Annotated in this window: 16 protein-coding genes, 2 tRNA genes and 1 pseudogene; 9 read left to right on the top strand and 10 right to left on the bottom strand. The window is 68.4% G+C overall.

The genetic code is table 11. From position 1 onward, the window contains the following. Positions 1-92 precede the first annotated feature (92 nt). From J2W20_RS00475 to bcp, 3 genes are all read right to left on the bottom strand, one after another. Entirely contained in the window at positions 93-1,742 is a 1,650-nt protein-coding gene (locus J2W20_RS00475; protein WP_307003633.1) for an ABC transporter substrate-binding protein, read from the bottom strand. 130 nt (positions 1,743-1,872) lie between these two features. Beyond that, positions 1,873-1,954, bottom strand: a tRNA-Leu gene (locus J2W20_RS00470). Between the two features lie 29 nt (positions 1,955-1,983). After that, positions 1,984-2,478, bottom strand: coding sequence for a thioredoxin-dependent thiol peroxidase (bcp, locus tag J2W20_RS00465; protein WP_307003632.1), 495 nt, complete (start codon positions 2,476-2,478; stop codon positions 1,984-1,986). A 186-nt stretch (positions 2,479-2,664) separates the two neighbouring features. Between bcp and J2W20_RS00460 the strand changes: the two genes are divergently transcribed. Continuing rightward, positions 2,665-2,737 (top strand) — tRNA-Lys (locus J2W20_RS00460). A 659-nt stretch (positions 2,738-3,396) separates the two neighbouring features. Here the strand turns inward: J2W20_RS00460 and J2W20_RS00455 are convergent. Next, complete coding sequence (locus J2W20_RS00455; RefSeq protein ID WP_307003630.1) at positions 3,397-4,398, bottom strand: DUF6454 family protein; 1,002 nt, start codon at positions 4,396-4,398, stop codon at positions 3,397-3,399. Positions 4,399-5,373: 975 nt separating this feature from the next. Here J2W20_RS00455 and J2W20_RS00450 point away from each other — a divergent pair. From J2W20_RS00450 to J2W20_RS00435, 5 genes and pseudogenes are all read left to right on the top strand, one after another. Beyond that, positions 5,374-8,547, top strand: a complete 3,174-nt coding sequence (locus tag J2W20_RS00450; RefSeq protein WP_307003629.1) for an nSTAND1 domain-containing NTPase — start codon at positions 5,374-5,376, stop codon at positions 8,545-8,547. After that, positions 8,544-8,759: pseudogene (locus J2W20_RS19165) on the top strand (WD40 repeat domain-containing protein); the annotation flags it as partial. The gene J2W20_RS00450 and the pseudogene J2W20_RS19165, both read left to right, overlap by 4 nt. Before the next feature lie 42 nt (positions 8,760-8,801). Next, entirely contained in the window at positions 8,802-9,290 is a 489-nt protein-coding gene (locus J2W20_RS00445) for a WD40 repeat domain-containing protein (RefSeq protein WP_307003627.1), read from the top strand. 141 nt (positions 9,291-9,431) lie between these two features. Further along, positions 9,432-10,355 carry a DUF4231 domain-containing protein gene (locus J2W20_RS00440; RefSeq protein ID WP_307003625.1) on the top strand — a complete coding sequence of 308 codons (924 nt, stop codon included), beginning with the start codon at positions 9,432-9,434 and terminating at the stop codon, positions 10,353-10,355. Positions 10,356-10,769: 414 nt separating this feature from the next. Beyond that, positions 10,770-11,762 (top strand): hypothetical protein, encoded by a 993-nt coding sequence (locus J2W20_RS00435; protein ID WP_307003623.1) that lies wholly within the window; start codon positions 10,770-10,772, stop codon positions 11,760-11,762. A 298-nt stretch (positions 11,763-12,060) separates the two neighbouring features. Here J2W20_RS00435 and J2W20_RS00430 read toward each other — a convergent pair whose 3' ends face one another. Beyond that, the gene (locus J2W20_RS00430) at positions 12,061-12,810 is read right to left on the bottom strand and encodes a VWA domain-containing protein (RefSeq protein ID WP_307003622.1); all 750 of its coding nucleotides are present in this window, start codon (positions 12,808-12,810) and stop codon (positions 12,061-12,063) included. Positions 12,811-13,085: 275 nt separating this feature from the next. On the opposite strand from J2W20_RS00430, the gene J2W20_RS00425 reads away from it, so the two are divergent. Further along, positions 13,086-13,586, top strand: a complete 501-nt coding sequence (locus tag J2W20_RS00425; protein WP_307003620.1) for a hypothetical protein — start codon at positions 13,086-13,088, stop codon at positions 13,584-13,586. Positions 13,587-13,777: 191 nt separating this feature from the next. Here J2W20_RS00425 and J2W20_RS00420 read toward each other — a convergent pair whose 3' ends face one another. The 5 genes from J2W20_RS00420 to J2W20_RS00400 form a co-directional block, all read right to left on the bottom strand. Then, a complete protein-coding gene (locus tag J2W20_RS00420; protein WP_307003619.1) occupies positions 13,778-14,056 on the bottom strand; it encodes a hypothetical protein in 279 nt (92 codons plus the stop codon). 308 nt (positions 14,057-14,364) lie between these two features. Then, a complete protein-coding gene (locus J2W20_RS00415) occupies positions 14,365-15,225 on the bottom strand; it encodes a hypothetical protein (protein ID WP_307003617.1) in 861 nt (286 codons plus the stop codon). Positions 15,226-15,343: 118 nt separating this feature from the next. After that, a complete protein-coding gene (locus J2W20_RS00410) occupies positions 15,344-16,003 on the bottom strand; it encodes a hypothetical protein (RefSeq protein WP_307003616.1) in 660 nt (219 codons plus the stop codon). A gap of 4 nt (positions 16,004-16,007) precedes the next feature. Continuing rightward, entirely contained in the window at positions 16,008-16,190 is a 183-nt protein-coding gene (locus J2W20_RS00405; RefSeq protein WP_307003615.1) for a hypothetical protein, read from the bottom strand. A 117-nt stretch (positions 16,191-16,307) separates the two neighbouring features. After that, the gene (locus J2W20_RS00400; RefSeq protein ID WP_307003613.1) at positions 16,308-16,769 is read right to left on the bottom strand and encodes a hypothetical protein; all 462 of its coding nucleotides are present in this window, start codon (positions 16,767-16,769) and stop codon (positions 16,308-16,310) included. Positions 16,770-16,902: 133 nt separating this feature from the next. Between J2W20_RS00400 and J2W20_RS00395 the strand changes: the two genes are divergently transcribed. Together J2W20_RS00395 and ilvD are read left to right on the top strand one after the other, a co-directional pair. Beyond that, positions 16,903-17,826, top strand: coding sequence for a LysR family transcriptional regulator (locus J2W20_RS00395; protein WP_307003611.1), 924 nt, complete (start codon positions 16,903-16,905; stop codon positions 17,824-17,826). A 33-nt stretch (positions 17,827-17,859) separates the two neighbouring features. After that, positions 17,860-19,644 (top strand): dihydroxy-acid dehydratase, encoded by a 1,785-nt coding sequence (gene ilvD, locus J2W20_RS00390; RefSeq protein ID WP_307003609.1) that lies wholly within the window; start codon positions 17,860-17,862, stop codon positions 19,642-19,644. Positions 19,645-19,647: the final 3 nt, after the last annotated feature.

The raw sequence follows: 19,647 nt of genomic DNA, 5'->3' as shown, positions 1-19,647 counted from the left end.
TGGACCAGAGGCAGAATATCCCCCGCCCGCCCGGATCGCTAAATCCCCGGAGGGTCACAGTCAAGACCCCTCACCACATTTTTTCGGTGCGCCTACGCGCCCGGTGTGAGGGTCACGTGGTTGAACGTCTCGTTGAGGACGGGCGACGCCGGGTAGGTCGCCACCCGTGCGGACACCGCCACCGCGGAGATCGGGTAGGCGATCGGCACTGCAGGGGCGCTTGAGCCGATCTGGCCGTTGATGTTCTGGTAGGCCTGCGTCCGGTCGTTGCCGTCCGGCAGTCCCCGGGCGCGTTCGATCTTGCTGAAGATCTGTGCGTCGAAGAACCCGAACTCGCCGTTCTTCGCACCGAAGAGGGGTGCGAGGAAGTCGTCGGGGTCGCTGTAGCTCCCGTAGCGGCCCAGCAGGTGGAAGGCGTGGTCGCCCGCCGTCGTGACCTTCTGCAGGTACCCGTCCTCCCAGTCGACGGGGACCGGCTTGATGTTCAGGCCGAGCAGCGTCAGCTGGGCGGAGAGCTCGGCGTAGACCTTCTCGGGGTCCGGCAGGTAGAGCCGCGTGACGTTGAGCGGGTAGTAGAAGGGCAGCTCCTCGCCCTTGTAGCCGGCCTCGCTCAGTAGCCGCTTGGCCTTCTCCGGATCGTAGGACGGGAAGCCGCCTGAGGCGTTGAAGCCGCTGAGCTTCGGCGGCACGAACTGGGAGGCGGCCTTCGTGTCCTCGAGGAAGAACGGCTTGATGACTGCGTCCTTGTTGATGCCCATCGCGATGGCCTGGCGCACCTTGTCGTTCTGCAGGAGCGGCACGGCCTGGTTCATCCCCAGGTACATGACCGAGAACGGGTCGCGTCGCACCACCTGCAGGCCCTTGCGCACGAGGGTCTCGATGTTCTCGACAGTCACCGCGTCGTAGCCGTCGATGGTTCCGGCCAGAAGCGCCTGCAGCCGCGCCTGTGGCGTGTCGTAGACGACGAGGGTGAGCTGGGCGATCTGGCCGCGCGCCCCCCAGTAGGTGGGGGAGGAGTCGAGGACCACCGAGTCCTTGGTCCACTGCCGGAACCGGAACGGACCGGTGCCCACGGGGTGCTGGGCGTAGCGGGAGATCTTCGTCCCCGACCAGGGCTGGTCCTCGACGTCGGCGGTGCTGGCCTTGAGCGCGGCGGGCGAGGAGATGGCGAAGGCTGGGGTGGTCATCGCGGCGAGGAAGCTCGTGAGCGGCTGCGTGAGCTCGATGCGGACCTCGTGCTCGCCGAGCACCGTGCACCGCTTGTAGAGCGACAGGGAGGCCTGGTCGGAGTGTGCCTTGAACACTGCCGTGAAGGCGAGCCCCGTGTGATTCGAACGGAACTGCGGCGAGAACGCGTACCAGCGGTCGAAGTTGGCCTTCACGGCGGCCGCATTGAACGGGGTCCCGTCGTGGAAGGTAACGTCCTCCCGGAGCGTGAACGTCCACGAGAGGAGGTCTGCGCTCTGCGTCCACGCGGTCGCGAGGGACGGGGCGGGGGCCCCCGTGTCGGGATCGCTGGTGACGAGGCATTCGAGGACCTGGCGCGTGACGCGCCACGACTCGATGTCGGCGGTGACGGCGGGGTCGAGTGCGATCGGCGGAGCCGGCGTGGCGAAGGTGAAGGACGCGTTCGGGGCGGCAGAGCCGCTCGCGCTGGGCGAGGGCTTGGGATTGGGCGAGGGCGTGCACCCGGTCAGGAGGACCGCCGCCGCCGCTGCCTGGAGCAGTTCCCTCCGCCTCATGGTCCGCGCGCCACTCACGACCTGTTCCACGCCTTTCGCTCCCCGCCGCATGTCCGGCGCCCTTGTGTCCCTGGGTGTCGTCCTGCTCGGCCGGGCGGCCTGCAGGAGGCCGGACTGGGGCCGGAGGCGGTGCGCGAGGAGGGACTTGAACCCTCACGTCCGAAGACACAGGAACCTAAATCCTGCGTGTCTGCCAATTCCACCACTCGCGCGGCACCCCGCCTCTGGCGGGGCAACTCGATCAGTGTACCGGGAGGATCTTCAGGTCCCGCTGGAGCTTGGCGACGTGGCCCTTGGCCCGGACGTTGTACTGCGCGAGCTCGATCCGCCCGTCGGCGCCGATGACGAACGTGGACCTGATGAGGCCCTGGTAGGTCCGCCCGTAGTTGACCTTCTCGCCCCAGGCCCCGTAGGCCTCGGCGACACTGTGGTCCTCGTCGGCGAGGAGCGTGAATCCGAGGTGCTGCTCTGCAGCGAATCGGCGCACCGCCTCGGCCGGATCCGGGGAGATGCCCACCACGGTGAGGCCCGCTCCGGTGATTGCCGCGAGGCTGTCGCGGAAATCGCAGGCCTGCTGGGTGCACGCCGGTGTGTTGGCCTGCGGGTAGAAGTAGAGGACGGTCCTCTGTCCCGCGAAGTCCGCGAGGGACGTGGTCCCTCCGTCGGAGTCGGGGAGCGAGAAGGCCGGGGCGGCGTCGCCCGCCGCGAGTCGGTGGGAGGGTCCAGTCGTGGTCACGGACCGAGCCTAGCCGCAGTCGGCGCGCGCCCTCGAGGGGCGGGCGCGGCCCGAGTGCGGTGTGAGGCACTTCACCCGGGGGGGCTCCTGATCGATTTCGCTTTTCGAAAGACGTCCTGTAGAGTTTCATGTCGTTGCGGGGCACGGAGACGGGCCGGAAACGGTCGCTCAGACCGCAGCGAAGATGCGCCTCTAGCTCAACTGGCAGAGCAATTGACTCTTAATCAATGGGTTCCGGGTTCGAGTCCCGGGGGGCGCACGACAACCCCTTCCTGATCCACGCAAACGTGGATCAGGAAGGGGTCTTTTCGTGTCTCCACGGATCCGGTGCCGCGGACTCGCCGCTGCCGTTGCTTCGACGTGAGGAAACGCAGACTCCTGGGGGTCTCTCCTTGTCGCTCTGAAGAGGGCATCGCCGGGGGTCGTCGACCAGGTCAAGTGCAGGCTCGGCGGCGCAGCTGGCCTCGGCCACGGGGGCCTGCGCCGCTCCAGTGGGTGGGGAACCGCCAGAAGCTCTCCCCGGGCCACCACCACCCACTGGGACGAGCTCGCCCTGGGCAAAGTCGGCTGACCCACAGGCCCATGAGAGGTGTCGCCCGTGCCGGCAGCCAGCGGCATCTGAACGCATTCCTCATGAACACCGGCCACCACGAGGCGTCGTGGTGGCTCCCCGACACCCACCCGCACGCCGGAACGAGCCTCGCCCACTTCACCCGGCCGGCCCAGACCGCCAAGCGGGGGCTCCAGGATCACCCTGGGCGTCCGGGTGCGGCGTCCGGTCTCGAGGAAGAAGATGTAGCTGGTTGAGAACGCTGCACCCCTGGTACGAATCCTCGTCGGCGGTGCCCACGCAGGGTCAGGGGGAAAGGGGTCCTCCCGGGGCGGAGAACCCTCCTCCCCGGCCGCTGGGGCCCCGGGTCAGGAGGCCGGGTTGACGGTGGCCTCGTAGGTGAGGATTTCGGTGCCGTTGCCTTCATCGCCGTTGTCGGGGGCGACCATCATGGTCAGGTGGCTGCCGTTGGCGGCCATCTTGAACGGGTTGCGGGTGGCGACGTGCCCGGCGGTGGACCACTTCTGGAAGGGGACGTCGCGGGTGACCTGGTGGCTGGTGAGGTCGAGCATGGCCATGCCGCCGAGCTCGTAGGTGCTGTTCGCGCCGCCGGCGGCCGGGGTCTGGGGCAGGTTGGTGACGCCGCCGCAGAGCATCCTGGAATTGGGCACGTACTGGCAGTCCTGGTAGTCGATGAAGAAGTTCGGGTTCTCCCAGGTGGCCAGCTGCTTGCCCTTCAGGTCCCATTCGGCGAAGCGGCGCGAGCCCCAGGTGTTGCCGACGAGGTGGCCGGTCTGCTGGTCCATGACGATGCCGCCGAAGTGGTCCTTGACCTCGAACTGCTTGTGGACGTCGAGGGTGTTCCCGTCGACGCGGTAGATGATGGCGCTGCTGTTGGGCCGGTACTGGGCGACGGGGACCCAGACGTTGGTGCCGTCGAAGTCGATGCCGCCCGGGTGGTACATGTCGCCCTCGCCGAGGGTGATGTCCTTCTGCAGGTTCCCGGCCTTGTCCATGACGAAGAGGTGCCCGATGCCCTTGCCGGGGGTGCGGTCGTAGCCGCCCTGCGGAGTCGGGTACTTCTGGGTGGGCTCGATGATCTGCACGGCGGAGAGGAAGATGTGATCGGCGCTGAACGCGATGCCCTCGGTGTGGTAGGTCGGGAAGTTCAGCTTGAGCTTGCCCGTCAGCTGCCAGTTCGTGTTCCGGTCCACGGCGTTGAAGTCGTCGGCGAGGGCGGTGCTGACCTGGTGGTGGTCGGGTGCCGGGGCCGGCGGTGCTGCCTGGGCCGCGACGACGGTTCCTGCGGAGCCGGCGATCAGGATGGCGATGCCGGCGGCGAGGAGGGCGCGAGTTCGGGTGTTGCTCACGATGGTGGGACCTTCCGGTAGTTCGGCCACGATGAGCTTCAGAGGCTAGGCGGCAGTGGTGAACCGCACATGGCTCACAGGTGAACCAAGCCCTCCGCTGGTCACCCGGTCACGGCGGCCGACGGAGACGCCCAGGAGCTGGCGGTGGGGAAGTGGCGGTAGGCGAGCATGCCGACGCTGTTCTTCGTCGGGCCCGCCTGACGCCACCGCAGGTACCCGGCCACTTCGTCCAGACCGTCGAGCGGGTGAGCGCGGGCCTCGGTCAGTGCCGTGTCTTCTCGTCTTCCTGTCGATCTCCTCGCTGAGGCTGCATGATGCACGGGTCATGCATCCGAGGGTGAACACGCAGACCACGAGTGTCACGAATATTTGGGCTCCGGTGTCGCTGCCTGATGGACGCGGCGGCCCGCACGGCCCGGCAATGGCTCCTCTTGACCTCTGTGCGATGCGCGCGGATTCTGGACAGCAACGGCGAGCTGGGGGCCTGTCGGACCAGGAGGAGGGGCCAATGGGCCTTCACCGGATCTCTGACGCTGGCCTCCTGGGACTAGGACCGGCCCCAGGTCCCGGGCCTCCTCGATGCTGCCGGCACTGGCCATCGTGCTGAGTTGCTGTACGTCTGGGACTTCCAGCAGGGCGGCCTCCTTCCCGCGCCTGCGCTGGGGCGATCCCGTGCTTCGCTCGGTATCGGACGCCTGAGCCCAGGTCGGCTATCGAGCGTCATGGGCAGCCGGGGCCGTTTATGCTTCGCGCTTGTCCTCCCGTCCCCCGCTTGGTATAGCGAACCGTCCCCGCACTGCTGAACCGCTCTCCAGACAGATCGCAGGGCTCCAGTCCCCGGAAGGCACGATTAGCTCGCACCCCGTGGGGTGGAGCTAAGCGTTTGTGCGATAGGAGCGGCATGATGCGGACGATGGCACGCGACGCAGCGAAGCGGATGATTCGCCTCCCTAGTGCCCCCGGATGGTACCTGCCATGGCCCGCGTGTTCCTGAGCCACTCCAGCAGAGACGGCGTGGCAGCAGCCGCGCTGAAACAGTGGCTCGTCGAGCAGGACCCAGCGCTGGCTGATGACATCTTCCTCGACTCCGATCCTTTGACCGGGGTGCAGATAGGGGAGCGGTGGAAGGACGCGCTGCGCCGTTCGAACGCCCGCTGCGAGCTTGTCATCTGCCTTCTCTCCGCAAACTGGGCGGCTTCCGCTGAATGCATCGCCGAATACCGGATGGCGGAATCACTAGACAAGATGATCTTGGCTGCTCGCCTGGAGCCTATGTCCCAAGCAGGCATAACCGACGAATGGCAGCACTGCGACCTGTTCGGTGAGGGACCCTCGACGATTGTGGACGTCGATGGCCGCGGCCACGTCGTCTTCCTGGCTGAAGGCCTGCAGAGACTGCTTCGAGGGCTCCAGCATGCGGGCATCGGAACGGACCACTTCCCTTGGCCCCCGCCCAGCGACGCTGACCGCTCCCCCTACCGAGGATGGGAACCGCTGGAGGAAGCGGATGCCGCAGTGTTCTTCGGGCGGACCGGGGAAATCGTCCGTGGCCTCGACACATTGCGCGGCATGCGGAGCTCGGGCATCGCTTCCCTGTTCGTAGTCCTTGGTCCTTCTGGCACCGGCAAGTCATCATATCTGAGAGCCGGGCTCTTACCCCGGTTGCGACGCGAAGGGCGCTTCTTCCTTCCCCTGGGCATCGTGCGGCCAGGTCACGACCCGCTCATGGGGAACCGAGGACTGGCCCGATCCATCTATTCGCTCCGCACTTCTGTCGGTCTCGTAAGACCTGACCTCGCTTCCGTCAAGGAGTCCTGCGGCCGCGGAGACGCAGAGAAGCTGCGACAGTTGCTGATTGAGGCGGCAGAGACAGCCGTCACAGAAACGGAGGAGGTGGAGGAGAATCGTCCGAAGACTACCTTCATCCTTCCGGTTGACCAGGCGGAAGAGCTGTTCAATCCTGATTCGTCATCCCGCGCCCGACTGTTCCTGCAGACTCTCGCGCGGCTCTGCGACGGCAGCAGCCCCGACCTGCAGCTCATCGTCGCGCTCACGATCAGGGCCGATCGATATGAGTCGCTTCACAACTCTCGCGAACTTGCGGGCCTCCACAGTGTGTTGTTCAGCGAGCTGAGACCACTTCCCCCTTCACAGTTCAAGGAAGTCATTGTTGGCCCCGCTGCCCGGTCAACGCAGAGCGGACGCCCGTTGCGGGTAGAACCGGAACTCGTGGACCGCCTCATAGCCGATTGCCAGTACGGGGCGGACACACTTCCGCTTCTCGCATTCACACTGAAGCTCCTCTATGAAGAGGATGAGGCAAGCGGAACGCTTTCGCTGGACTCCTACGAAGCCCTCGGCGGCCTGGGTAGAGTCGTGCAGGGCGGAATCGACGACATTCTCTCGCCGGATAGCCACGTGCGGCACGCTCAACTGATGCAATTGCGCTCCGCGTTCATCCCTTGGCTTGCCACCATCAACCCGGACAATGACGAGCCGATGCGTCGGGTAGCCCGATACTCGGATCTGCCAGCCCCTGCTCGCCCCCTCATCGACGCGATGGTGGTGAAGCGAATGCTGGTCAAGGACTCCCGTGACGGCGAGACGGTCATCGAAGTCGCGTTGGAGAGCCTCCTGCGGCAATGGAGCGACCTGGCGGTGTGGCTGGACAGCGAACGGGATGACCTAAAGGAAGCTGACGCTCTAGAGCGGTCAGCAGAAGCATGGAGGCGCCATCATCATGGAGAGGCGTGGCTACTAGAAGGCGAACGATTGGCCAACGCCGAATCGCTAACGGGGAGGGCCGGATTCCGGGAGCGTCTTGAGCCGGTCAAGGCGTTCGTTAACGCGTCCCGGCAGCGCGAAGATGACAGGGCACTGGCGGAGAGGCGACGGCAAGAGTCCGAACTGCGTGCTGCGCGTGAGAAACAAAAAGAAGCCGAAGCTCATGCGCAGGCACTGCGCAGGCGCACGCGAGTACTCCGAACATTCCTTGTCGCGACTATTGTCACTGCGCTCGTCGCAGTCCTCGGATTCATCCAGGCTTCCGTCGCCGAACGCGAAGCTATCGCCCGGGACCGCGAGGCGACTGCGTTAAGGCTCGCCGCCGAAGGCCAAGCGATGGTTGCAGGCGCCCGTCCCGGAGGGGAGATCAGGGGGCTGCAGGAGATGCTCGCTGGCGAGGTGCTTCTCCCCAGCTCTGAAAATGAACGGGCTATCATCAGCACGGTTGTGGCGAAGCGCAACGTTTCGAAGTTGGTGACTGTAGGCCACCCAGTCAACGGCGTCGCGTTCAGCCCGGACGGCAGCAGGATCGTCTCGGGCGGTGCCGATGGAACGCTGCGGCTGTGGGCGGCGGGCAGCGGTGGGCCTGTGGGGGCGCCGATGACCGGCCACCACGGGGCGGTCAACAGCGTCGCGTTCAGCCCGGACGGCAGCAGGATTGTCTCGGGCGGTGCCGATGGAACGCTGCGGCTGTGGGCGGCGGGCAGCGGTGCGCCTGTGGGAGCGCCGATGACCGGCCACCAGGGAGCGGTCAACAGCGTCGCCTTCAGCCCCGACGGCGCCCGCATCGCTTCCGGAGGCGATGATCGGAGCATCCGGCTGTGGACTCCCTCGACACGTTCGCTAGCGGCGCCCCCTATGAACGGGCACAAGAATCGAGTCTTGAGCGTCGCCTTCAGCCCCGACGGCAGGCGCATCGCCTCGGGCAGCGAGGATTACACCATGCAGCTATGGGATGCCGGAACTGGCCGCGCCCTCGGTGACCCGACTGCTGGCCATGGACAGGAAGTGCGCAGCGTCGTCTTCAACCGGAGCGGCACCCAGATAGGCACAGGACTCGAAGACGGCACCCTGCGCATCTACGACACCGTCATGCTGCCGCCTATCCTTGGCCACGACGGAGCCGTGCTCTCAACCGCCTTCAGCCCCGACGGACGACAGATCGCTTCCGGAGGAGCAGACGGAACGGTCCGGCGATGGGACACCAATACGGCGCGTGCTGAAGGTGCACCCATGGCCGGGCACCGGGGCGCCGTCAACAGCGTCGCCTTCAGCCCGGACGGCACCCGCATCGGCTCGGGAGGGGCCGATGGGACGATCAGGCTTGGGATGCCCGCACGGGGAATCCAGTGGGGGCGCCGATGACTGGGCACAGGGGCGCCGTCAACAGCGTCGCCTTCAGCCCGGACGGCACCCGCATCGGCTCGGGAGGGGCCGATGGGACGATCAGGCTGTGGGATGCCCGCACGGGGAATCCGGTCGGGGCGCCGATGACTGGGCACAGGGGCGCGGTCAGCGGCGTCGCCTTCAGCCCGGACGGCACCCGCGTCGCCTCGGGAGGGGCCGATGGGACGATCAGGCTGTGGGACGCCCGCACGGGGAATCCGGTCGGGGCGCCGATGACTGGGCACCAGGGTGCGGTCAACGGCATCGCCTTCAGCCCGGACGGCACCCGCATCGCCTCCGGAGGAGCCGACCGCACCGTTCGCCTTTGGGAGCCGGCTCGCCTGACGGAGTCCGGCCCACCCATGACGGGTCACGAGAGCGCGGTGACTTCGGTCGCGTTCAGCCCCGACGGAAAGCGCATCGCCAGCGCGAGCGAAGACCGCAATGTTCGCCTTTGGAACGCTATGGAGCAGCTGCCGATCAGTGACCCGTTCGCGGGCCACCTCGACTCTGTGACGGGAACCGCCTTCCACCCGAACAACGCCCTTCTAGTCTCCGCCAGCAGAGATGGAGCCCTCAGGCTCTGGCCGGCTCCCGCGGCGTGGGCTCAGAGGCTCTGCACGATGCTGACGACCAATATCAGCCACGATCAGTGGTCCAACTGGGTGTCCTCCAGCATCGACTACCAGCCCATCTGCGCAAATCTTCCGTCATCGCCCTGAATTTCGAGCTCGTGAAGGATGCCATGGACCGCTCGGGAATGCAAAGCAGAGGAGACCGCTTCTTCTCCGGTGAAACAGTTCGCTTTCTCATGTACGGCGTTGGACTCGCGCGCCTAAGGCGCGCAATCTAGGAGGCAAGAAATGACGGAGTGCGAGAAAGACTGCCTTGAGGAAGAGGATCTCCTTCCTGCCAGCTTCCAATACTACGATGAGATGTCGGGTAGGGGTCAGAAAGCAGCTAAGCGCCTCAATCTCGCTCGCCTCGTGGGCGTCACCGTCGCAGCCATCGCAGGCGCGACTGATTCCGTCATGGACTTGCCGCAACTGGGCAGCGTCTCGCTGCTCGGCTTCATGGCGGCGCTCGGATCGGATTACCTACTGCTGCAACGGGAGCCAGAAAAGACATGGTATGCGGCCAGAGAGGCTGCTGAAACGATCAAGACTCTCGCGTGGTGCTATGCGGTAGGCGGAGAACACTTCCCTCATCACATGCGGCAGGACCATGCGGACAGAAGATTCATCGAGAAGTGTGCAGAGATAAGATCTCTTGTCAGCGATGATATTCTGGTCAGCTCAACCGGCGGCGTGGTTTCGGAGATCAAACCGACGTCTCTTATGATTGCAGTCAGGACGGATTGGACCTTCTGTCGCCGACGCGAGGCGTACATAGCGTACCGGGTCCGGAAAGAGGCAGCTTGGTATGGGCAGCGAGCCGCCAGGAACCACAAGGCGGCTCAGAAATGGAAAGTGTTTCTCGTTGCCGCGGAAATTGCCGCCCTGACGCTCTTATCTGCTCGGATGTCGGGAGGGACGCAGGCACCGAAGATCGATTGGGCCGGCATAATGGCCGCTCTCGTCGCTGCAGGCTCGTCGTGGATGCATTTCAAGCAGTACGAATTCCTTACTTCGGCTTACAGCCGCGCCCAAGAAGATCTGGAAACACAGGTTGAGCGTCTTGCCATTTCGAATGAAGACCAATGGCCGCATGCAGTGGCCGACGCCGAGGCGGCCATAAGCCGCGAGCACCGCCTCTGGAAGTCGACTCGAGGAAGTGTGACTACGTAAGAACTGTGCTGGGCATCCTCAGTGCCACGACGTCCGATTGACACCTGCTCGGTTGCCCCATAACGGACGCTAACAAGCGACGAGCGATCCTCCGCTGGGCAAGTCGCTCCTGGTCGGGGAGGGCAATCCCTCAGTAATGTTGAATTCGGACGGGTGCGTGCTCTGGACGAAGTCGGCGGACCTACCGCCGGGCGTACCGCTCGCCGGCGTGGATGCTCAGGCCAGACTCCAGGTAGCGGAGCCGGCGCGCCAAGCCCCTGCGTACAGCAGAAGGCCACCAATCCAGGTCGAAACCCGTCTCCGGCCCCGCCGCGCGCCCGGGCCGAACGGCCCTCCCGCGGGCGCCCGGGAGGGGTTACCTTGAGCGCGGCCTAGAAACTGACCCGGCAGCTGCCTGTGCAGAGAGGAGCGGAGATGCCCACGATCGTCCTCATCCACGGGATCGCGGCCGAGAACTCCTCTGCCGCCAGCCTCCTGGCCGTCTGGCGCCCAGCACTTGCCGGCGGGTTAGCCAACGCAGGCCGCAAGGACCTCTCCCAGCAGGTCCTCGACAACACCATCACCGTGGACATGGCCTTCTACGGGAACCTCTTCCAAGGGCCGGCCACCTTCGACTCCGCTGCCGTGAGCGGAGACGCCGAGGAGTTCGCCCGTGCCATCGTCACGCGCGCCGCGGACTCCTCAGCCAATGACGAGGAGAGGGTCCCCAACCCCGATACCCCGGCCGCCGCCGAGGCAGTTGAGGCTGCCAAGACCGCGGAGGTCGGGGGATCTTCGAGTGCTGGCGACGCCACCGCCCCGCCCAGGCCACGAGGCGATGACCACGGATCGTCCGAGGAGGCGAGAGCAGCTCGAGAGGGCATCGAGGGGACCTTCCTCCAAGCCCTCGACCACCTCCCCTGGATCAAGAAGACGATCTTCGGCCTCGCCGAGGACACCGTCGCCAAGCCCCTGAAGCAGGTAGCCACCTACATGCACGACCAGGCCATCCAGGACCAGGTCCAGAGGGCCGTGGCCGCCCTCGTCGACGACGGCACGAAGGTCATCATCGGCCATTCCCTGGGCTCGGTCGTCGCCTTCAACTATGTCACGCACGCCCTTGACCGCGACCTGCCGCTGCTGCTCACCCTTGGCAGCCCCCTGGGCGACAAAACGCTCATCTACCCGCGCCTTGTGCCGCAGCTTCCCGTCTACCCGCCCCGGGTGAACCTATGGGTGAACGTCGCCGCGCGCAACGACCCGGTGGCGGCCAACCCGAACCTCGCGGACGACTTCCTCGGCGTCCCCGCCGGATGCGGGCTGAACTCGGGCTGGACCGTGCAGAACCTGCAGGGAGGCGCTCATAGCGTCCTGGACTACCTCAACCAGGAGGAGGTCGGGAAGGTCATCGCCAGCGCCCTCGCCTGAACGGGCACGGCAGTACCAGCACTGGCACAGGAAGGGGCCCAGAGCGTACACGGGCTGGGCCCCCGGAGGCAGGCAGGGCGAGGCGGCGGGAAGGTCTGGCACGTCCGCCATCCTCTGGATGCGACCCAGAGGCGCCGAATGCTGCATGCGCGTGGATGCCCGCAAGGGGGCGGGTTCCGGGTTCGAGTCCCGGGGGCGCACCGCAACCCCTTCCTGGTCCACGGAAACGCGGATCAGGAAGGGGTCTTTTCGTGTCTCCCCCGATCCGGTACCCCACGGACTCGCAGGGTCTCGGCGGTCAGCGGATGTGGCCGCGCCGGCGCTGGTCGTCCAGCCATCCGGGGTACTCGTCCAGGACCATCTCGTACAGGTCCTCGGGCTTGGTGCGGTCGACGTCGCGGACGGGCTTGTAGTCGGCGTTGTCGACGTAGCGGCCCTCGAGGTCGTCGAGCCTCTGGAGGAAGGCGATGTTCTCGGCGCCGATGGAGAGGAACTGCCAGAACACCGGCGCGTACGAGGCACGGGTGATCTCCGTGACCGCTTCGGCCTTGCTGTCGGGGGAGCCATCGGTGAGGAACACTGCGAGCACTGGCTGCCCGTCGCGGGCGTCCACGGCCGAGTAGCCCGTGGACTTGCGGAAGAACCCGCCTCCGGACTTCGGCGCGAGCTTGAAGTAGTCGAGGACGGCGCGGAACGCGGCGGCGTAGTTGGTGGTGCCCATGTGGCGCTTGGCGACGATCTTGGCGATGACGTCGCGGAAGTTGCCCAAGGTGACGGTGCCCTCATGGCGGGCGGAGGAGTCGAACGTGAACAGGTCGATCTCCCCGTCATCGTCGAGGTGCACGCCGAGCGCGAGGATGGTTTCCGTGAGCCGCTGCATGGCCCCGGACTTGTACTCCTTGCGCATGGAACCGGAGTAGTCGAGGACGAGGGCGACCTTGGCCCGCTGGCCGTTCAGGCGTGCGGTGTCGATCGCGGACGCTGCGGTCTTGGCGAGGCTGAGAAGCTCCGGTGCCTTCTTCTCAACCTTGTCGAGGGTGATCCCCATGATGGTCCTTCCAGGGAGGGCCCCTCCCGAGTGCACGGGAGGAATGCGAGTGCGCGTGATCCTGAAGCTACCGGTGTTACGGCCCAAAGGGCGGAGGCACGACGGTCCGGTGTTGCCGCGACCTGCCCCGTGTGGGGGGTGCACGGTGGTCGGCGCGACGGGACACGGCCGGTGCACAGCTTCGGCCTGTAGCTTAATCCCCGGCATCGGTAGTTCGGGACATGATGGGGACGCAGATGGGACACAGAAACCGGCCCCTTGGCGGGCGCTATGGGATGAAGGGGCAGGACCTGCCGGACGGTCGGAGGCTCGTACGACGCGCGCTCTTCGACGGCGTGCAGTCGGCGGCCTTCGCAGCGGATCGGAAGCTGGCGGCGGGGCTCGAGGCGGGGCGCCGCGCGGCCCGGGCGGTCTACACCACAGGAAGGGCGGCCGTCGTGGTTCTGGGGCTCGTGCTCGGGGTCCTCGTCGTCACTGACCGGATCGCCCCCGTGGCCGCGGCGCTTCTGGCCGTCGCCCTGCTGGTCACGCCCGACCTGCTCGCGCACCTCCACCGGGCCTGGGAGGCCAGACAGGACGGCGCCCTCGCCGGCCTCTTGGGACGTGACGCCTTCTTCCACCACGCCGGGCCGTGGCTGGCCCCGATTCCCGCGCGGGAGCGGCTGGCGAAGTATCTGGCGCTTCTGACGGCTGGCGAGGTCGCGCTCTCGGGCGTGCTGCTGACCTTGGAGGCATCGGACGCCGGACCCCTCGCACTGGTCGCGACCACGGTCTGATGCTCGATGCCGTCAGACAGCCAGCGCGGCTAGGAGCCGGCCGTCCTGACGCGCTCGCTCAGAGGCGCCTGGCGCCCTGTGTCACTGGCCCCTCCACAGGTGGTAGCCGAGGATGAGGAGCGGCCAGGCGATGGTGGCTCCCAGCAGGAGGACCCCGCCGGCGGCCATGGCGAGAACCTTGAGGATCGGTGTCAGTGGATTTCTTCCTTCTCGTGCTGGACGGCGGCTGAGCGGGATGCGTCGTGCCGGACCGGCAGGTCCTCACGCGTCCCGGCCCCGGGGTAGAGGAGCACGCGGGGCTTTTTCGCCGGGCCGGCGGGGAGGCTCAAGCGGGCCGGCAGCTCGGCGAGGTGCCCTCCCCGGTGCCCGAGGCGGAGCTGGCACCTGGACATGAAGCTCGTCTGGTGCACGTCGAGCTCCGCCTCATAGGTGCAGCGCTGGCCCTCCGGGAGGGCCACTGATTCCGTCACAGAGTGTCCATTCCGTCCGGGTGGCCCGCAAGTCCGGGCCACTGCCTTCTGATGGCGCGTCGATGCCACAGGTGTGCGTGGCATGAGTCACACTCTAGGGCGCTGCGGGCCCGTGGCGGCGCGTGCGGCGTCGTGTCGCGCGGCCGCCAGGAAGACTTTGGATTGAGGACCACTTGGGCCCCGGCCGAGCGGAGTCGCCGGCCGGGGCCCTTCTTCCCGCTCGGATGACCCGGGCGCCCGCCCGGCTGGCACGTGGCTGCCGGGCAGGAGCGGGCTGCCGGGGGATGGGCCTATGAAGCCAGACGCGGCTACTGGGTCAGGGGCGTGTTGCCGTAGTTGACGTGGCACGCGCCGCCGGAGAGCACGTCCCCCGGGACCACCCTGTAGTTGTGGACGGACGGGTTGACGATCACGGTATGGGCCGCGCCGTTGGCGTCGGTCAGCTCCGAGCCGCACGCGTCGGCGGCAGCCTGGGTTCCGGAGGAGCCGCCGATCCACACGTCGAGCCAGACGGTGGTGCCGGCAGGGGCTCCGGTGTGGCAGGGGCCGTTCTGCGGGGTGTCCCCGTCACCGCAGGTGTCCTCGACGATGAGGTACTTCTGCAGATTGGGGACGTAGAGGCGCGTCCCGGCGGGGTAGTCGAGGGTGTCAATGCCCCCGGTGATGGAGTGTCCGACGGCGACCGTCACCGGGTCCGCCCAGGTCCCGGTGCCGCCGGCCGTCCGGTGCAGGACGGGGTGGGAGACCGTGGCCGAGCCCGCCGGGGTGTTGTCCCAGTAGCCGTATCCGGTCGTGTACGCGGTCGTGACGAGGGTCCCCGTCTCGTGGACGGCTGCCGGAGCCTTGGGGGCGGGTGCGGGGATCCGCGCAGCGGGGACGGCCGCCGGGGCCGGGGCCGGGGGCCGGTTCGCCGCACCAGCGGCAGCCTGGGCAGCCGGGGCTGCCGCCGTGGCGGAGGCTGTGGCCGGGGCGCTCGCCGCGGCCGGCGTCGTCGGCTTGGCGGTGTGCTCCGCCGCGGGCGACTTCGTCGCCGTGGGCGTCGCGTCGGGGGTGGCACTCGCTCCGGCGGAGCTCGGCAGGGCGGTCCCGTGCTGGGCGGCGCCCGCGCACCCGGTCAGGGTGAGCAGCAGGGCGGCCGCGGCGGTGGACAGTGTTCTGGCGTGCTTCATGCAGGGGTTCTTTCTGGCTCTTGTACTCGACGATGGCGCACGGCCCCCCCGGTGCGCCAAGTCATCGAGCGTAGTCGGGCTGCTCCGCGAGGCGAAACCGAGAGTGCGCCCCCGCCGGTCACTGCTGCGCGGGGATCTCCCCGAAGTTCGCGTGGCAGGCCTGGCCCGAGAGGACATCGCCGGGGGTCACCCGGTAGTCACGGATGCTCGGATCGAGGATGACGGTGTGGATGCCGGTCAGTGTGGACTGGCACTGCCTGGAGTCCGAGTTGCTGCTGGAGGAGCCGCCGATCCAGACGTCGAACCACACCGTGGCCCCGCGGCGGGCGGCACGGGAGAGGTTGTGGCAGGGGATGTCCTGTGGGGTGGCCCCGTCGCCGCACGCATCCTCGACGATGAAGTACTTCTCGAGGTTGGGGATGTACATGCGGGTCCCGGCGGGGAAATCGAGGGTGTCCACGCCGTTGCTGATCGAGTGGCCCACGGCGATGGTGACCGGGTCCGCCCACGTCCCGGTGCCTCCTGCGCTCTGGTGCAGGACGGGGTTGGAGATGACGGTGGATCCGGGCGGGGTGTTGTCCCAATACCCGTATCCGGTCGTGTAAGCCGTGGTGACGACCCTGCCGGACTCCTGCGGCGAGACGGTGCGGGCGGCCGAGGCGGAAGCTGAGGGGGAACCGGGGGCCGGGGCCGGGCCGGGGCCGGGGGAGCCAGAACAGCTGGTTGCGGCGAGCAGGGCCACAGCCACACCGGCCAGCCTCCGCTGGGTTGCCCGCATGGCGTCAGGCGCCCGCGGCCGGGCGCGGCGGTGCCGGCGTAGAGGCCGACGCCGGGACCGGCCGCACGAGGGGCGCGCGGCCCCGGTGGCGGCCCCGGCGGGCGGTCGAGCGGTCCTCGCGCAGGACGGTCCACACGGCGAGCGCGAGCAGGATCACACCCGAGACGGCGATGACGACCCAGTCCACGGCAGCCTCCCTGCGAGAGTAGTCGGCAACGGCTGAGGCCATTAGACCCTCGCTCCAGCCTGCCCGTCCAGAGACTTGAGGCGGGCAATCACCCAGCGCGGCTCGCCGGCCGGCGGACTACAGGCCGACCAGGTCGCGCAGGAAGGCCTCGAGGTCAGCGGCATCGTCTTCCTGGGCCAGGGCGACGGGGGAGTCGGTTCCGAGCTCGCAGACCGGGCGCAGCGTGAAGGTGACGACCCTGCCGGTGCTCGTGGCGACGTCGAAGGCGCCCGGGAACGGCTCGGAGACATAGGCCAGATTGGTGAGGTCGATCGTCGTCGGCTGCGCGGTGCCCGAGAGCGTCCCGCGGTCGAACGGAGCGAGGACGAGCTCGACCGGCCGGCGGCGGTAGCCCACCACCAGGCCGGTGGCGACGGGAGTTCCTGGCCGGGGCCCGGAGACCGAGCCGCCGCACTCCGTCACGCACACCAGGTTGTAGTCGCCGTAGTTGGGGATCTGGCTGTCGAAGACGTAATGGAGCGCGGCCTTCAGGGCGCCGTCGGGCTCGGGGGCCCGCCCGGTCGGGGCAGTGCTGCTCACGGTTCTCCTCTCGCCGAAGGCCAGTCTACGTACTCGGCGCCTGCTGGGCGCCTGGCCACGCAGCGCGGGCGGCCGCGCGCCCGGTGCCGTGCCCGAGCACCGTCCGGCGGTGCTGCGCCAGTACCCTGTGCGCATGGACTTCCGCCGACTGCTGCTCCTGAGGGAGCTCGCCGACCGCCGCACCATCGGCGCGACGGCCGATGCACTCGGCATCACCGCCTCTGCCGTCTCCCAGCAGCTCAAGCTCCTGCAGGAGGAACTCGGCGTCGTCCTCATCCAGCGGCAGGGGAGGGGCGTCCGCCTCACCGAGGCCGGAGAGGCGATGGCGGCCGCGGCCGCCGGCGTCGCCGTGGCGATGGCCCGTGCCGAGGCCACCGCCGACGGCTACCGCAGGGGCGAGCAGGCCAGCGTGCGGGCAGTGTTCTTCCCCAGCGCAGCCGAGATGTTCCTCCCCGGCCTGCTCGACCGCGTCGCCGCGTGCGAGGGGCTGCGCCTCGAGGCCCGCCTCGAGGACCCGAACGCGCAGGGCTTCGTGGACCTCGCAGCAGACGCCGACCTCGTCCTGGGACACTCCGTCAACGGGCCGGAGGAGTTCCTCCGCTCCGGGCTCGTGGTCGAGCCCCTGCTCGAGGAGCCGCTCGACGTCGCACTGCCGGGCGACCACCCGCTGGCCGCGCAGGACGTCCTCGCGCCCGACGACGTCGCGTCCTGGCCCTGGATCGGCGTGCCGGCGGGCTTCCCCTTCGACACGGTGCTGCGCCAGATCGAGCTGCAGGCCGGGCGCATCGTCGACCGCGTCCAGCTCATGCCTGACCTGCGGGCCATGGAGGCCCTCGTCCGCGGCGGCCACGGGCTGAGCCTGCTGCCGCGCTTCACGTCCCGCGGGGCTCTCCGCAGCGGGCTGGTCCTGCGCCCGCTGACGGGCGTGCAGGCGTGCCGCAGCGTGGTGCTCCTGGCCCGCGCCGACGTCGCGGCCAGGCCCACCGTGCGCTCCGTCATGGACATGGTCCACGCGGAGGCCGAGAGGATCGTCCGCGACGATGCCGCCGAGGGGTGATCCCCGCCACACCTGCGCCCTAGACTGTGGGCCATGACTGAGCAGAGCCAGCCCCGGCCGGCACAGACACGCACGGCACAGAAACCCACGGCACAGACGGGCACGTCGCAGTCGGGCGCGGCACCCGAGGATGCAGACGCCAAGCCCCGCAGCCGGGTCGTGACGGACGGCATCCACGCGGCCCCGGCGCGCGGGATGCTGCGGGCGGTCGGATTCGGCGACGAGGACTTCGCCAAGCCGCAGGTCGGGATCGCGAGTTCGTGGAACGAGATCACCCCGTGCAACCTCTCGCTCGACCGGCTCGCGAAGGCCGCCAAGGAGGGGGTGCACGCGGCGGGCGGCTTCCCGATGCAGTTCGGGACGATCTCGGTCTCGGACGGCATCTCCATGGGCCACGAGGGCATGCACTTCTCCCTCGTCTCCCGCGAGATCATCGCCGACTCGGTCGAGACCGTCATGCAGGCCGAGCGGATCGACGGCCAGGTCCTGCTCGCGGGCTGCGACAAGTCCCTGCCGGGGATGCTCATGGCCGCGGCCCGCCTCGACGTCGCGAGCGTCTTCCTCTACGCGGGCTCGATCATGCCCGGGTGGGTCAAGCTCGAGGACGGCACCGAGAAGGACGTCACGCTCATCGATGCCTTCGAGGCCGTCGGGGCGTGCGCTGCCGGGAAGATGTCCCGCGGCGACCTGGACCGGATCGAGCGGGCCATCTGCCCGGGCGAGGGCGCGTGCGGCGGGATGTACACCGCCAACACGATGGCCTCGGCGGCGGAGGCGCTCGGCATGTCGCTGCCCGGCTCCGCCGCGCCGCCGTCGGCCGACCGTCGCCGGGACGTGTTCGCCCACCGCTCGGGGGAGGCCGTGGTGAACCTGCTCCGGCGCGGGATCACCGCACGGGACATCCTCACCCGCGAGGCGTTCGAGAACGCGATCGCCGTGGTCATGGCCTTCGGCGGCTCGACGAACTCCGTGCTGCACCTGCTCGCGATCGCCCGGGAGGCCGAGGTCCGGCTCGAGCTCGAGGACTTCAACCGGATCGGGGACAGGATTCCGCACCTGGGGGACCTCAAGCCGTTCGGCCGCTACGTCATGTACGACCTGGACCGTGTCGGGGGCGTGCCCGTCGTCATGCGCGCGCTCCTCGACGCCGGGCTGCTGCACGGCGACGCGCTGACTGTCACCGGCAGGACGGTCGCGGAGAACCTCGCCGAGATCTCGCCGCCCGACCTGGACGGGAAGATCGTGCGCGCCATGGACAACCCGATCCACGCCACCGGCGGCCTCTCGATCCTCCACGGCTCGCTCGCGCCGCAGGGCGCCGTCGTCAAGACCGCCGGGTTCGACGCCGACGTCTTCGAGGGCACGGCCCGGGTGTTCGAGCGGGAGCAGGCGGCGCTCGAGGCGCTCGACCAGGGCCGGATCACGCCCGGGGACGTCGTCGTCATCCGCTACGAGGGGCCCAAGGGGGGCCCCGGCATGCGCGAGATGCTCGCGATCACCGGGGCGATCAAGGGGGCCGGGCTCGGCAAGGACGTGCTCCTGCTCACCGACGGGCGCTTCTCGGGCGGCACCACCGGGCTGTGCATCGGCCACGTGGCGCCGGAGGCGGTCGACGCCGGCCCGGTCGCCTTCGTGCGCGACGGCGACAGCATCCGCGTCGACATCCCGAACCGCCGCCTCGACCTCCTCGTGGACGAGGCCGAGCTCGCGGCACGCCGCGAGGGCTGGTCGCCGATCCCGGCGAAGTTCACCCGCGGCGTCCTGGCCAAGTACGCCAAGCTCGTGCACTCCGCGAGCGAGGGGGCTGTCCTCGGGTGAGCA

It is taken from the genome of Sinomonas atrocyanea, from assembly GCF_030812675.1.
Lineage (GTDB): Bacteria > Actinomycetota > Actinomycetes > Actinomycetales > Micrococcaceae > Sinomonas > Sinomonas atrocyanea_B.
The sequence above is the reverse complement of the archived record's forward strand: the minus strand, read 5'-3'. Positions and strand labels throughout refer to the sequence as shown.

Bases quoted from the DNA above. Each gene is read 5' to 3' on its own strand.
- J2W20_RS00475 (WP_307003633.1), bottom strand. From the start codon at position 1,742: ATGAGGCGGAGGGAACTGCTCCAGGCAGCGGCGGCGGCGGTCCTCCTG.
- J2W20_RS00450 (WP_307003629.1), top strand. From the start codon at position 5,374: ATGGCCCGCGTGTTCCTGAGCCACTCCAGCAGAGACGGCGTGGCAGCA.
- J2W20_RS00445 (WP_307003627.1), top strand. From the start codon at position 8,802: ATGACTGGGCACCAGGGTGCGGTCAACGGCATCGCCTTCAGCCCGGAC.
- J2W20_RS00440 (WP_307003625.1), top strand. From the start codon at position 9,432: ATGACGGAGTGCGAGAAAGACTGCCTTGAGGAAGAGGATCTCCTTCCT.
- J2W20_RS00435 (WP_307003623.1), top strand. From the start codon at position 10,770: ATGCCCACGATCGTCCTCATCCACGGGATCGCGGCCGAGAACTCCTCT.
- J2W20_RS00430 (WP_307003622.1), bottom strand. From the start codon at position 12,810: ATGGGGATCACCCTCGACAAGGTTGAGAAGAAGGCACCGGAGCTTCTC.
- J2W20_RS00425 (WP_307003620.1), top strand. From the start codon at position 13,086: ATGAAGGGGCAGGACCTGCCGGACGGTCGGAGGCTCGTACGACGCGCG.
- J2W20_RS00415 (WP_307003617.1), bottom strand. From the start codon at position 15,225: ATGAAGCACGCCAGAACACTGTCCACCGCCGCGGCCGCCCTGCTGCTC.
- J2W20_RS00410 (WP_307003616.1), bottom strand. From the start codon at position 16,003: ATGCGGGCAACCCAGCGGAGGCTGGCCGGTGTGGCTGTGGCCCTGCTC.
- J2W20_RS00395 (WP_307003611.1), top strand. From the start codon at position 16,903: ATGGACTTCCGCCGACTGCTGCTCCTGAGGGAGCTCGCCGACCGCCGC.
- ilvD (WP_307003609.1), top strand. From the start codon at position 17,860: ATGACTGAGCAGAGCCAGCCCCGGCCGGCACAGACACGCACGGCACAG.